Origin of the sequence: Mangrovibacter plantisponsor (assembly GCF_003182475.1) — a bacterium.
Taxonomy (GTDB): domain Bacteria; phylum Pseudomonadota; class Gammaproteobacteria; order Enterobacterales; family Enterobacteriaceae; genus Mangrovibacter; species Mangrovibacter plantisponsor.
In genome coordinates this window covers 25,028-38,998 of sequence record NZ_QGTS01000011.1, presented here as the reverse complement: position 1 = coordinate 38,998, position 13,971 = coordinate 25,028, and the positions used below count along the sequence as shown (strand labels likewise).

The following is a 13,971-nucleotide window of genomic DNA, read 5'->3' as shown; positions in this document are numbered from 1 at the left end:
CGGAGGGACAGACTGAGTAAGCTTAGCCGCGTAATGGGTTACTGTCGGCCAGCCGGGCATCTTCAGCCTGGCATGCTGCGGCGGTGAACAGGGCATCGGTAGATGAGTTCAGAGCCGTTTCACAGGAATCTTGCAGTACACCAATAATGAAGCCAACAGCAACAACCTGCATGGCGACATCATTCTGAATACCAAACATCCCGCAAGCCAGCGGAATCAGCAGCAGAGAGCCACCGGCAACTCCAGATGCGCCACAGGCACACAGCGATGCCACAACGCTCAGCAACAAGGCTGTGGGCAAATCAACTGCGATACCCAGAGTATGTACTGCCGCCAGTGTCAGCACGGTAACAGTGATAGCGGCACCGGCCATATTAATGGTTGCACCCAGGGGGATAGATACCGAGTAGGTGTCTTTATCCAGGTTCAGCTTCTCACACAGCGCCATATTCACCGGGATATTTGCTGCAGAGCTGCGGGTGAAGAATGCTGTTACACCACTTTCGCGCAGGCAGGTAAATACCAGAGGGTAGGGGTTGCGGCGAATTTTCCAAAACACCAGTAATGGGTTAACCACCAGGGCAACCAGTATCATGCAACCAACCAGCGCTATCAGTAACTGGCCGTAGCTCAGCAAAGTACTGAACCCTGTTTCTGCCAGCGTGGAAGAAACCAGGCCAAAAATACCCAGCGGTGCAAAACGGATAACAACACGCACCATAAATGTTACGGCATGTGAGAAGTCGGTAACCAGGTTTTTGGTTCCTTCGTTTGCATGACGCAGAGCGAAACCTAAACCCACAGCCCACACGAGGATACCAATATAGTTGCCTTTCAGCAGGGCATCGACCGGGTTGGATACCATGCTCATTAGCAGGCCTTTCAATACTTCAACAATACCAGAAGGTGGGGTGACATCAGTGGCGGCTGCAGTCAGGTGCAGGGTGGAGGGGAAGACAAAACTGACCACCACTGCACACAGTGCCGCGCTGAATGTCCCCAATAAATAGAGCACCAGAATAGGACGGATGTTGGTTTTACGCCCTTTGGTATGGCTGGCAATGGAAGACATAACCAGCATCAGCACCAGTACTGGTGCAACGGCTTTCAATGCGCCGACAAATAATGTGCCGAGCAGGCCGACTGCCAGGGCTGCGGGTTTTGATGCCCACGCCAGCAGAATACCCAGAATCAAACCTACGAGGATTTGTTTAACCAGACTGCCCTGCGCAATACGCTGGAACAGGCCAGGAGAAGAGTGTGTAGCCATTGATATTTCCTGTCTGAGATGATGCGAAACATCCCGGCTGCCGTATTATTTGTGACATTTATAGCGGGATGTAACAATGTGTTTGCATGGATGAGTATAAGGATATTCTGTCGCGGTGGAAGCGATATGCTCTAATTCTTTTGAGTCCATCCAGAATTAATAACTAAGCTGTAACATTTTTGTGATAATTGCAGCAAATGTGCAGCCTGTGGCTTTACCAAATAATAAAGGGGCAAACGCCCCTTTATTCAGATGATTATTTCACCTTGTTTTGTTTGTCATTTCGCCAGTTTACCCAGCTATTGAGCAGTAATGTCAGGGCCAGAATGGCGCCAACTACGCCCAGAGAGATGCCAACCGGGATATGGAAAAAGTCCACAATGAGCATCTTCACGCCAATGAATACCAGAATGACTGCCAGCCCGTACTTCAGCATAGAGAAGCGTTCAGCAACCCCAGCCAGCAGGAAATACATGGCACGCAGCCCCAGAATGGCAAACAAGTTCGAAGTGAGCACAATAAACGGGTCGGTAGTAACAGCAAAAATGGCCGGGATACTGTCAACGGCAAAAATCACATCGCTGAGCTCTACCAGAATCAGCACCAGCAGCAGCGGGGTGGCGAACAACAGACCATTTTTACGTACTACAAAGTGTTCATTCTCAATGGTGTCCGTCATACGTAAATGGCTTTTCAGCCAGCGCACCAGAGGTTTATTTTCCAGGCTACAGTCATCTTCTTTAGCGACGGCCATTTTAATCCCGGTGAACAGCAGAAATGCGCCAAACAGGTACAGCACCCAGGAGAACTGCGTAATGAGCCAGCTGCCGGTAAAAATCATGATAGTTCTCAGGACAATCGCTCCCAGAACACCATAAATAAGCACCCTGCGTTGTAATGCTGCCGGTACAGCAAAATAGCTGAACAGCATCAGCCAGACAAAAACGTTATCCACCGCCAGTGCTTTTTCAATCAGGTAACCGGTCAAAAAAGCCAGCGCCTGCGTATCGGCGATTGCACGGCCCTGTGTTTCGGTGAGATACCACCAGAAGGCGAGGTTGAAAAGCAGAGAAAGCGAAACCCAGATAACCGACCAGACGGCGGCTTGCTTCATTGACATGGCATGGGCACCACGACGGCCCTGCAACAGCAGATCAATTGCCAGCATAATGGCAACGACAACAGCAAAACTGCCCCACAGCAAGGGAGTGCCAACACTATTCATGGAGAGATTCCTTACAAAACAAAAACGGCCAGTGTCGGAAGACGCCAGCCGTATCGCTACATTGCGTGCACCTCGCCTTCCGGCAAGGTCTCACTTACAATGCGTTATGGAACCCATGTTCTGGAACCCATCCACATTGCCCGGTGACCGGAAGCTTGCGCTTCGTAATGACGACCAGCCGGCAATGAAGTTACTCCCCTTTGCGCGTAACAAAATATGTCAGCAGCCCGGTATAAACAAGGTACCGGCACCGGTGATTTACCTAAATTTACGCAATAAGTGGTTCCGTGGTAGCGTCCGCCGGGAACACCACACCTGTTTGCTGGCGAATTTCTGTCTGCCAGCGTGCAATACCCAGGCTACAGGCCAGGTGAGGGTGCTCAACAAGGTTCTGTTCCACATAGTCGGCAAACAGCAGTGCTTCATACAGCATAGTATTAATATGCTGGGGGACGGTCAGCGTTTGCGCTGAACCCCCGCGCGGCATGAATGTTACCGCCTGGCATTCAGATAATTTCTCTATGAGCAATGACCCTGATTCGCCCTGAATTTCACTGGGCAGCGATGAATCACTCACCTTAGAGTGCTGCAGCGTCACATCGAAATCACCGTAGTTCATGATGACTGTGCCATGGGCATCCACACCGCTATCCAGCAAACTGGCATGCGCTTTTACCTCAAGCGGCTCACCGAACAACGCGATGGCTGACCCCAGGCAATAGAACCCAATATCCATAATGGAGCCATTAGAAAATGCCGGGTTAAACGTATTGGGGTTTTCACCATCCAGGTAGCGCTGGTAACGGGAAGAGTACTGGCAATAATTGAGCAGCACTTTGCGCAACTTACCCACTTTAGGCAGCGCATTTTGCAATACCTGAAAATTAGGCAGAGCTGGGGTTTTGAAGGCTTCAAACAGCACTACCCGGTTTTCTCTGGCGCAGGCAATGGCCGCTTGTGCTTCATCAAAGTTGGATGCCAGTGGTTTCTCGCAAATAACATGCTTTTTGTGGCTGAGAAACAACTGTGTCTGGGAAAAGTGCATGGCGTTTGGGCTGGCGATATATACGGCATCAATTTCAGCGTGGCAGGCCATTTGCTCAAGGGAGGTAAACAAATGGGATACCGGGTAATCGCGGGCAAAGGCTTCGGCCTGCTCAAGTGTACGTGAGTAAACGGCAACGAGTTGATATTTACCGCTTTCATGGGCCGCATCAACAAACTGGCGGGTTATCCAGTTAGTTCCAACAACAGCGAAACGTATCATAGACAGGCACTGTCTCCAGTAGGGGTTGTCATCTCAGGTTAGCACGTTTTTTTGTGGGTAAAACGCATCAGGAAGCCGTTTTTTGTAGCGAAAGGTGCGTAAGCCACAGGCGGGTATCGAATTCTAACTGGTGGTAATCGGGTGCCATATGGCAGCACAACTGGTAAAAGGCTTTGTTGTGCTCTTTCTCTTTAAGGTGGGCCAGTTCATGGACAACTATCATGCGTAAGAAGGCTTCCGGGGCCTCGCGAAACAATGTCGCTACCCGAATCTCTGCTTTTGCCTTGAGTTTATTCCCCTGAACCCGGGAAATAGCGGTATGCAGGCCCAACGCGTGTTTGACCACATGAATTTTGTTATCCCACAATACTTTATTAATGGGTGGAGCACTGCGCAAATACTGGCTTTTCATCTCCTGAACATAAGACCACAGCGCTTTATCCGTCACAATTTCGTGGCGGGCCGGGTAGCGTTTTTCAATAAGCTTTCCAAGCTTCCCCTGTGCAATTAACGTTTCAACCTGAGTCAGCAATGATGCCGGGTAACCCTGTAAAAACGGGCGTGTTGTCATATTCTCTCCGCGAGTCAGGAAAAAGGTTTACTCTGAGAGCAAATTAAGGGATAAAACGCGCAGATTTTAGCACTGTGGAGAACCAATGAGCCAGGTAGAGTTAGCCGGGCGCGTATTCGCGCTGGAACGTTTCCCTGTTACTGACGACATCAACCCGCTGCAGGCGTGGGATGCGGCAGATGAATATTTACTGCAACAGGTTGGCGGGGATATCGACGGGCCTCTGGTCATTCTCAACGACAATTTCGGCGCATTAACCTGCGCTTTGGCTGAGCATAACCCGGTTTTTGCCAGCGATTCCTTACTCGCGCAAATTGCCACAGAACGCAACCTGCAAAATAACGGGCTTGATGATAATGCGGTTACATTCCAGGACAGCCTTGCTGGCCTGCCTGAAAAACCTGCACTGGTGCTGATTAAGGTACCCAAACAGCTGGCGTTACTGGCACATCAACTGGAGCAAATTCGCCAGGTTGCCTCACCGCAAACGCGTATTATTGCTGCGGGTAAAGCAAAAGAAATCCATAACTCCACCCTTGCATTGTTTGAGCGTATTCTCGGGCCAACCACAACATCCCTGGCCTGGAAAAAAGCCCGCCTGATCCACTGCACTTTTACTGCGCCTGCATACCAGCCTGCCAGCCAGACTGAGCAATGGCCTGTGCCGGAAACCGGCTGGACTATTCATAACCACGCCAATGTATTTTCCCGTAGTTCACTGGATATCGGCGCGCGTTTCTTTATGCAGCACCTGCCAGAAAACCTGGAAGGCAGCCTGGTGGATTTAGGGTGTGGTAATGGTGTTATTGGCCTGTCTTTGTTGAGCCAAAACCCACAGGCTCAGGTGACATTTATTGATGAGTCCTCAATGGCTGTGGCCTCCAGCCGCCTGAATGTCGAGGAAAACCTGCCCGGTGATGTGGAGCGCTCTGTTTACCTGGTGAATAACTCGCTGGCGGGGCTGGAAGCGAATCAGTTCGATGCCGTACTGTGTAATCCTCCGTTTCACCAACAAAATGCCGTCACAGATAACATTGCCTGGCAGATGTTTAATGATGCCCGCCGTTGCCTGAAATATGGCGGCGAGTTGCGCATTGTTGGCAACCGCCACCTGGATTATTACGCCAAACTCAAGCGTGTCTTTGGTAATTGCACCACTCTGGCAACCAACAAAAAATTTGTTGTATTGCGGGCAGTGAAAACCCGCAAACAATACTGATCACAGGCTCAGCGCGAGGCGGGTGCCTTGCGCTATGGCTCTGCGGGCATCAAGCTCGGTTGCCACATCACAGCCGCCAATCAGGTGTACTTGCTTACCCAATTCCTCCAGTGGCCGGGATAATGTCCGCAGTGGCTCCTGGCCTGCGCAAATAATCACATTATCCACTGCCAGGATTTGCTCTTCTTCCCCACAACGGATGTGCAGGCCAGCATCGTTAATACGCAGATATTGCACACCGGCCAGCATTTTTACACCGCGCTGTAGCAGGGTGGTCCTGTGGATCCAGCCGGTTGTTTTCCCCAAACCTTCACCGGGTTTGCTGTTTTTGCGTTGCAGCATAATGATTTCGCGTGGGTTATCTGGCGTATGAACCCCTCCCGGAATCAGGCCGCCGGCATGCTGGAGTGACGTATCGATTCCCCACTCCTGGCAAAAACGCGCCACATCAAGGCTGGTGGCTGCGCCGTTCTGGCTTAAGTACATGGCGGTATCAAAGCCAATACCGCCGCAACCAATAATTGCCACACGCTTGCCAACGGGGTGCTTATCGCGCAGTACTTCAAGGTAGCTCAGCACACTGGGGTGATGAATGCCGTCGATGTCTGGTGTACGTGGTGCTACACCGGTTGCCAGAACCACCTCTTGCCATTCGGTTAACTGCTCTGGCGCTACCCGCTCGCCAAGGCGTACATCGACATGGTGTAGTTCCAGCATGCGTTGGTAGTAACGTAATGTCTCCCTGAATTCTTCTTTACCGGGGATCTCTTTAGCTATATTGAACTGCCCGCCAATCGTACTGGCCTGGTCAAACAAGGTAACGTGGTGGCCACGCATGGCGGCATTGACTGCGAAAGCCAGGCCTGCGGGGCCTGCGCCTACCACGGCAAGCCTGCGCTTCCCGGCTGCCGGGCGCAGGGGCAACTCGGTTTCATGGCAGGCCCGTGGGTTGACCAGGCAGGAAGTGATCTTCCCGATAAAAATTTGGTCAAGGCAGGCCTGGTTACAGGCGATGCAGGTATTGATTTCATCACTTCGCCCGCTTTCCGCTTTTGAAATAAACTCGGCATCAGCGAGGAATGGGCGTGCCATGGAAACCATATCTGCATCACCGTCATGTATAATTGCTTCCGCAACATCCGGGTCATTGATACGGTTGGTGGTTATCAATGGAATGGCGACTTTGCCTTTGAGTTTGCGCGTCACCCAGCTAAACGCTGCGCGAGGGACCGACGTGGCAATCGTGGGAATACGTGCCTCATGCCAGCCAATGCCTGTGTTTATCAGCGTTGCGCCTGCCTGTTCAATGGCGCGTGCAAGCATGCAGGTTTCAGCAAAGGTGCTGCCACCTTCCACCAGATCGAGCATCGACAAGCGGTAGATAATAATAAATTGCTCACCCGCTGCCTTGCGAACGGCAGACACAACTTCTGTTGCAAAACGCATGCGGCGGGGCCAGTCACCTCCCCATGCATCATCACGCTGATTAGTGCGCGCTGCGAGAAACTCGTTAATTAAATACCCTTCAGACCCCATGATTTCCACGCCGTCATAGCCTGCTTTTTGTGCCAGAACAGCGCAGCGGGCAAAATCATCAATCAGCGCCAGAATCTCTTCATGGGTTAGCGCATGGGGTTTGAAACGGTTAATTGGAGCCTGAATGGCAGAGGGTGCCACCGGATGTGGCTGGTAGCTATAGCGACCAGTATGCAGGATTTGTAAGGCAATTTTCCCGCCTTGCTGGTGGACCGCATCAGTAATGACCTGGTGCGCCCTGAGATGCTGCTCTGTATCCAGTGTCGCACCTTGTGCCATCGCAACTCCGGAAGGGCAAGGGGCGACGCCACCTGTCACAATCAGAGCTACGCCGTGCTTTGCCCGCTCAGCATAAAAAGCGGCCAGGCGCTCAGGGCCATTGGGGTGCTCTTCCAGCCCCGTATGCATGGACCCCATAAGTACCCGGTTTTTCAGAGTAGTGAAACCCAAATTAAGGGGGGACAGCAGCGATGGATAGCTCATCATTTTTTCCGTTTTTGTTATGTGGTCGGATGAGTTATTAATTTAGCTGGCAAATGCCTGATGCACAGTGTGCAGGTAAACCGATTGTGATGGGATTCAAATAACTGGTGGGGAAAAAAGGTCCGGGCACATCATGTGTGTGCCCGGAGGCATATTACGCTGCGTCGTCTTCTGGCTCTTGTAACTCCGACAACTGCTCCAGTGCCACTTTCGCGGCCTTGAGCACTTGTTCACACTGTGACAGTTCCAGCGTCAGTGGCGGCTCAATACGAATGGTTTTCGCATTGTTAAGCGTACCAGCGACCAGAATGTGCTGGCGGAACATTTCACTGGCGAAGTTATAGCCAATATCGTTATGGGTAAACTCAATGGCCATCAACATCCCTTTACCGCGGACCGCTGTGATGAGCTCCGGGTAGTCTGCTGCCAGTGCCTGGAAGCCTTCCAGTAATAGCGCACCTTTTTCAGCAGACTGACGAGGCAGGTTTTCTTCCAGCAGCACATTGATGGTTGCTAACGCCGCAGCACAGGCCAGCGGGTTGCCACCAAATGTTGTGGTATGCAGGAAGGGGTTTTCAAACAGAACAGAGAACACTTCTTCCGTGGCAACGGTTGCCCCAATCGGCATCACCCCACCGCCAAGTGCTTTGGCAAGGCATAAAATGTCAGGTTGCACATTTTCATGCTCGCAGGCGAACATTTTACCTGTCCGGCCCATACCCGTTTGCACTTCATCCAGAATCATCAGTGCACCGAATTCATCACACAGCTTACGCACTGCGCTCAGATATCCTTCGGGTGGCAGAATAACGCCGCCTTCGCCCTGAATCGGCTCCAGAATCACGGCAGCAACATCGTCACCGGTTTTCTGGCATTCGCTCAGTAAAGTACGCATGGCGTCAATGTCACCAAAAGGCACATGGCGGAAACCCGGTACTAATGGCATAAATGGCTTACGGAAAGTGGATTTTGCCGTGGCAGAGAGTGCGCCCAGAGATTTGCCATGAAAGGCACCACTGGTTGCTACAAACGTATATTTGCCACGTTTCCCCTGATACGCTTTTGCCAGCTTCAGTGCGGCTTCAACGGATTCCGTTCCACTATTGGAGAAAAAGCTGTATTTGAGTTTTCCGGGGGTCAGTGCAGCAAGAGTTTTTGCCAGTAATGCACGCAGGGGGTCAAGCAATTCCTGGCTGTGCAGTGGCTGTTTTGCGAGCTGTTGCTCAACGGCGGAGACAACGACTGGATTACGGTGCCCTACATTAAAGATTCCGAACCCGCCAAGACAGTCGATAAATTCCTGTCCCTGGGTGTCGACAAGCGTATTCAAACTTCCCGCCTGCCATTCTACGGCCCCGTAATCCCCGCCGGCTGTAACTGATTTGCGATACTCCAGAAAACCGGGGTTTACATGCTCTTTAAAGTATTCTCTTACCTCTCGGTTAAGTGCTTTCATTTCCTCGTGGTCGAGGGTGGTTTTTTCAATGATGTTCAGTGCGTGCGCTGAGCAAGCAAGTGCTGACGCGCTGGAAGGTAACCTGTTCAAAATGTGCTCCTTTGGTGCGGCGTATCACACGATACTGAATTAAGTATTGCAGGGTTTACGCCATATCGTCGGAAGTCGTGAAAATCACGATTTTGAACTGATAAACTTAGAAAGGATGGATTTTAATCGTTGTGCCTATGGCATCGCCTGGTGTTAATGCTGTGTTACAAACGGTATCTATAAAATAAAAAATGGTAAAAAGCTTTTCTGATGTGTTTTTTTCACCGTTATGGGGCGCTTTGCTCTGCTTTGGTGCAATAACATGAAAAAAGTATATAATCTGACGGTTATCAATAAATTGAGTGGGAAAAGGTTACAACTGATATTCATTTAACTTCAATGAATATCAACTTTTGTAATTGATGTTATTTTATTACAAAGTCTCATCGAGAGTAGAAATAACTGGTGTATCTTTACTCTGCTTTTTTTGCCCAGGACTGGCAATATTAAATTTAAGGAAATGCTTATGCAGATGATTCTCAACATAGATAATGATTTAATTGCGTTGAATCAGGCGATAAAAAACCATTATGAGTGGGCGGGTAAGCTGCTTGAGCTGGCTTTGTTGGGCGGAAAAACTGATGAGGCCATTTTGCACCCGTTAGCTCACCAGCGTTGCCAGTTCAGCCGGTGGATTAGCCATAATCTGGAAGAAGGCCATCCTGGCGCTGAACTGGTATCACGTATTTATTATGCCCATGTGATTATGCATGACAGAGCACGAGACCTGATGCAGGCAATAATGAATACAGCTGTTAGCCCGGTAATATTAAGCAATTACCATCATGCTCAGCAATTGTTTATCAATAGTATCGATAAATATAAAGAATATTTGTTTGAAAGCCGTAACCATATGGATACGCTGACTGGCCTTCCATTGCGGCATTTACTCTACAGCAACTTCGCATTAATGCAGGCCCGGAATCAGCGTGCCGGAAAAAGAATATTTGTCTTATTAATGGATATCGACAGGTTTAAATCTATTAATGACTGCTGGGGGCATAACGCCGGGGATGAGGTGTTACGCCGGGTGGCGGATATTCTCTGCAGCGGAGCACGGCGGCATGAACCTGTTTACCGTTTTGGCGGCGAAGAATTTATTATGCTTATCGAAGCGTCATCGGGTAAAGAGGCCTGCCAGTGCGCAGCCAGGCTGTGCCATCATCTGGAAAGCAACCCTGTTGAACTGGGAGCAGAGTTACTAACGGTGACGGTGACGGGCGGCATCGTGGGCCTTAAAGAGGGCGAATCACTGCACGACGCAATCGGCCGTGCAGATAAAGCAATGTACCACGGGAAAAATACCGGGCGTAACCGCTGTATTTATATGTCAGAGACGGGGCAATTGATGACTCTTACGCACCAGGTTCCTGGTGAATCCCCTGGTTTAGATCCTGGCGCGAATACAAACGCTGAATTTTCCCACCATCCATAAAAGCTGCACGGTCTGACATATGGGCAATAACGTCAGCGTCATGGCTGACCAGGACGTAAGTCATACCGTGTTCTGCTTTCAACCGGTTCAGCAAATTGAGGATTTCTGCCTGAACAGACATATCCAGTGCTGATGTGGGCTCATCAAGCAGCAAAATACGCGGCCGCAACAGTAATGCCCGGGCAATTGCCACACGCTGGCGCTGTCCACCAGATAACTGGTGCGGGTAACGGTCCAGCGCACTGGCAGGCAGGCCAACCTCTTCCAGCATGGCGGCTACTTGTTTACGGCTGGTTTGCTCGCCATGAATAATTAAAGGTTCAGACAGCGTGCGCCACAGCGTATGGTTTGGGTGAAGCGAGGCATACGGGTCCTGGAACACCATTTGGACATTACGCCGCAGGTCGCCGCGAAATACCTGCCCCGGTGCAAGCGTATTCCCCATTAAGGAAACTGAACCCTGCCATTCACGTAGTAGACCCGCCAGAACACGCAAAATTGTCGATTTGCCACAGCCTGAAGCGCCAATCAAAGAAAAGGTTTCACCTTCTTCAATGGCAAATGTCGCACCTGATACAGCAGTTTTAACCCCGCCTTTTACCGGAAACACAACCTTGAGCTCGCTAACATTAATCATTGCCATGAGGAATTCCTTGCCAGATTTGGTTGCGATCCAGAGTGGGTAGCGGATGCCCCCAGCTTGCTGCACTGGGGCGGCAAGTCCAGAGGGTCCGGGTATAAGGATGAGTGGCATTCGGGAGTTCAGCAGCAGGCATTGTGTCTGTCAGGTGGCCCTGAAACATCACCATCACCCGGTGGCAGTGCGCTGCAACCAGTGGCAAATCGTGGCTTATCAGTAGCATTCCCATTTTACGTTGCTCACATTGCTCAACCAACAGGGTAAGGATTTGATCCCGCATGCGGGCATCCAGCGCAGAAGTGGGTTCATCCGCGATAAGTACCCGCGGCGAGTTCATCAGCGCAATGGCAATCATAACGCGTTGCCCCATCCCGCCAGACAATTCCGCCGGGTAGCGTGACAAAACTGTCTGGGGCAAACCAACCGCATCAATCAGTGCTTTGATATGCTCCAGGCGGGCTTTACGTGGCAATTTTTGATGCAGCGTCAGGGCTTCCTGCGTTTGCTGTAATACCGTTTGCACCGGATTGAGCGCGTAACGTGGGTCTTGCAATACCATCGCGACCTGGTTACCACGCAGGCGTTGCCAGGCGCGTGGCGAGAGCGACAGTGCGTCCTGGCCGAGCACTTGCAATGACCTGGCGCTGACCAGGCCAGGTTTACGCACCAGCCCCATCAGCGCTCTTGCCGTCATGGATTTCCCCGAGCCAGATTCCCCAACCAGCGCCAGCCGCTCCTGGCCGAGAGAAAATGACAGGGAACTGACCACCCGCGCTCCAGGGTAATCAATATTCAGCCCATCGACATGGATAAACTTGTCAGTCATGTTGTGGCTCCAGAACGTCACGTAAGCCATCGCCCAGTAAGTTAAATGCCAGGCTGGCAAGAAGAATGATGGCCCCCGGGGCTGCGGCTATCCACCATTGGTCGAAAATCACCTGCATACCATCTGCTATCATGGCTCCCCACTCAGCCATCGGCGGGCGGGCACCCAGCCCCAAAAAACCCAGCCCGGCGGCAGCCAGAATGATCCCGGCCAGATCCAGTGCCAGGCGCACAATGGCTGAAGGCAGACACAAAGGGAGAATATGGCCTGCCAGCAGGCGTGTTCCCCGCACGCCCAGCATCTCTGCGGCGGCAAGGTAATCACTGTTACGCAAGCGTTGTATTTCACTGCGGGCCTGGCGTGCATAGGCAGGCCAGGTGGTGAGCGCCAGAGCCAGTGCGCCATTGACCAGGCCAGGCCCGAGCATGGCAACAAAAGCAAACGCCAGAATAAGGCGTGGCATGGACATAACGATATCGGTAATCCGCATCAGCACACGTTCCAGCCAGCCACCATAGTAGCCAGAAACAATACCGACTATCAGGCCAAGAGGCAGAGTGATGACACTGACCAGCATCACCAGACCCAGTGCCGGGCGGGCACCATACAGCAGGCGGGAAAGCATATCGCGCCCATAGCTGTCGGTACCCAGCCAGTGGTGTGAATTGGGCGCTGCAAGGCGGTCGGCGGCATTTTGCCAGTTAGGGTCTGTCGGTGCCAGCCAGGGAGCAAGGAGAGCAATAGCCACCAGTAGCACAACAACCACCAGCCCGGCAATCGCAGAAGGGGAGCGCAATAAACGGCGCCAGAATAGCGAGGCAGGCATCAGTGTGTCCTCGGGTCAGTGACGCGAACCAGCACGTCAGTCAGATTATTGATAAGGACAAAGCAAATCCCGATAACCAGCGTGCCACCCATAATGGCTTTGGTGTCTCCGGCAAACAGTGCTGTAGTCAGGTAGCGGCCAATACCTGGCCAGGAAAAGACAGTTTCGGTCAGAACCGCCCCTTCAAGCTGGCTGGTCCATACCAGAGCAAGAACGGTGAGCAATGTACCGCGAATATTGGGGAGTACGTGGCGCCACAGAATCGTCATTTCGCTGGCACCTTTTGCCCGGGCAAGGGTAATGTATTCTTTTCCCAGCTCACTTAAACAGGCCGCGCGGGTCAGCCGGGTAATGCTTGCCAGTGCGTAATACCCTAACAGACTGACGGGTAACACCAGGTGGCTCAGGGCATTGCGGAAAGCTTCCGGGTCACCTGAAAGCCAGGTGTCAATTAAGGCGAAGCCGGTACGTGGTTCAACGCTGTACTGGTAAATATCATCTAACCGGCCAGGGCCTGCGCTCCATTGCAGGCGGGCGTAAAACAGTGACAACATCAGCAACCCCAGCCAAAAAATGGGGACAGAGTTGCCCAGTAACGTGAGGGTACGAATGACGGTGTCAAAAAACGACCCCGCATAGCGGGCACACAATACCCCGCACAGGATACCGGCCACTGCGCCAACAATCAGCGACAGCGTAGCCAGTTCCAGCGTAGCCGGAAACGCCGATAATAAATCCTGCAAAACAGGCTGCCCGGTGGCACTGGCAGTACCCAGATCCCCGTGGAGGAGATTCACAAAATAGTGCCAGAATTGCATGAATAACGGTTGGTCCAACCCCAACTGGTGGCGCACTTGTTGATAGGTAGAAACACTGGCGTGATCGCCCACTATCTGTAGCACAGGGTCAACCGGAGAAAGGGCGGAAAGTGAAAAAGTAATAACCAGCAGGCCCAGTAAGGTTAAAGCCAGTGTGAACCCGCTTTATGCGAGGGTTACCAGCATCTGGCGCAGGCGTTTCGCGCCGGGAGAGAACGGTGTCGCAGACATGAAAAAAACTCTATTTGGGTAAGCCAGAACCAGGGGGTAAACCGGCACAGGGCGGAATATCGCCCGCGCCGGTAAAGA

General features: G+C 51.8%; 12 protein-coding genes. 2 read left to right on the top strand and 10 right to left on the bottom strand.

The window, feature by feature from the left end:
- Positions 1-22 precede the first annotated feature (22 nt).
- From sstT to DES37_RS17565, 4 genes are all read right to left on the bottom strand, one after another.
- Entirely contained in the window at positions 23-1,270 is a 1,248-nt protein-coding gene (gene sstT, locus DES37_RS17580; RefSeq protein WP_110027091.1) for a serine/threonine transporter SstT, read from the bottom strand.
- A gap of 256 nt (positions 1,271-1,526) precedes the next feature.
- Positions 1,527-2,495 (bottom strand): TerC family protein, encoded by a 969-nt coding sequence (locus DES37_RS17575; protein WP_110027089.1) that lies wholly within the window; start codon positions 2,493-2,495, stop codon positions 1,527-1,529.
- Positions 2,496-2,763: 268 nt separating this feature from the next.
- Entirely contained in the window at positions 2,764-3,762 is a 999-nt protein-coding gene (locus DES37_RS17570; RefSeq protein ID WP_110027088.1) for a Gfo/Idh/MocA family protein, read from the bottom strand.
- 67 nt (positions 3,763-3,829) lie between these two features.
- On the bottom strand, positions 3,830-4,333 hold the full coding sequence (locus DES37_RS17565) for a M48 metallopeptidase family protein (RefSeq protein WP_036104721.1): 504 nt from the start codon (positions 4,331-4,333) through the stop codon (positions 3,830-3,832).
- A gap of 85 nt (positions 4,334-4,418) precedes the next feature.
- On the opposite strand from DES37_RS17565, the gene rlmG reads away from it, so the two are divergent.
- Positions 4,419-5,552, top strand: a complete 1,134-nt coding sequence (gene rlmG, locus DES37_RS17560) for a 23S rRNA (guanine(1835)-N(2))-methyltransferase RlmG (protein WP_036104710.1) — start codon at positions 4,419-4,421, stop codon at positions 5,550-5,552.
- Here the strand turns inward: rlmG and DES37_RS17555 are convergent, their stop codons facing one another.
- Both DES37_RS17555 and ygjG read right to left on the bottom strand, forming a co-directional pair.
- The gene (locus DES37_RS17555) at positions 5,553-7,574 is read right to left on the bottom strand and encodes an NADPH-dependent 2,4-dienoyl-CoA reductase (RefSeq protein ID WP_110027086.1); all 2,022 of its coding nucleotides are present in this window, start codon (positions 7,572-7,574) and stop codon (positions 5,553-5,555) included.
- Positions 7,575-7,725: 151 nt separating this feature from the next.
- Positions 7,726-9,117 carry a putrescine aminotransferase gene (gene ygjG, locus DES37_RS17550; RefSeq protein WP_110027084.1) on the bottom strand — a complete coding sequence of 464 codons (1,392 nt, stop codon included), beginning with the start codon at positions 9,115-9,117 and terminating at the stop codon, positions 7,726-7,728.
- Positions 9,118-9,583: 466 nt separating this feature from the next.
- On the opposite strand from ygjG, the gene DES37_RS17545 reads away from it, so the two are divergent.
- Positions 9,584-10,552 carry a diguanylate cyclase gene (locus tag DES37_RS17545; protein ID WP_110027082.1) on the top strand — a complete coding sequence of 323 codons (969 nt, stop codon included), beginning with the start codon at positions 9,584-9,586 and terminating at the stop codon, positions 10,550-10,552.
- On the opposite strand, the gene DES37_RS17540 is transcribed toward DES37_RS17545, so the two are convergent.
- The 4 genes from DES37_RS17540 to DES37_RS17525 are packed head-to-tail and all read right to left on the bottom strand — an operon-like array spanning position 10,473 to position 13,815.
- Positions 10,473-11,195, bottom strand: a complete 723-nt coding sequence (locus tag DES37_RS17540; protein ID WP_110027179.1) for an ABC transporter ATP-binding protein — start codon at positions 11,193-11,195, stop codon at positions 10,473-10,475. The genes DES37_RS17545 and DES37_RS17540 overlap by 80 nt on opposite strands.
- Positions 11,182-12,018 (bottom strand): ABC transporter ATP-binding protein, encoded by an 837-nt coding sequence (locus DES37_RS17535; RefSeq protein WP_036104705.1) that lies wholly within the window; start codon positions 12,016-12,018, stop codon positions 11,182-11,184. The genes DES37_RS17540 and DES37_RS17535 overlap by 14 nt, the downstream gene beginning before the upstream one ends.
- Positions 12,011-12,844, bottom strand: coding sequence for an ABC transporter permease (locus tag DES37_RS17530; protein WP_110027080.1), 834 nt, complete (start codon positions 12,842-12,844; stop codon positions 12,011-12,013). The genes DES37_RS17535 and DES37_RS17530 overlap by 8 nt, the downstream gene beginning before the upstream one ends.
- Positions 12,844-13,815, bottom strand: coding sequence for an ABC transporter permease (locus DES37_RS17525; RefSeq protein ID WP_110027079.1), 972 nt, complete (start codon positions 13,813-13,815; stop codon positions 12,844-12,846). The genes DES37_RS17530 and DES37_RS17525 overlap by 1 nt, the downstream gene beginning before the upstream one ends.
- Between the last annotated feature and the right edge of the window lie 156 nt (positions 13,816-13,971).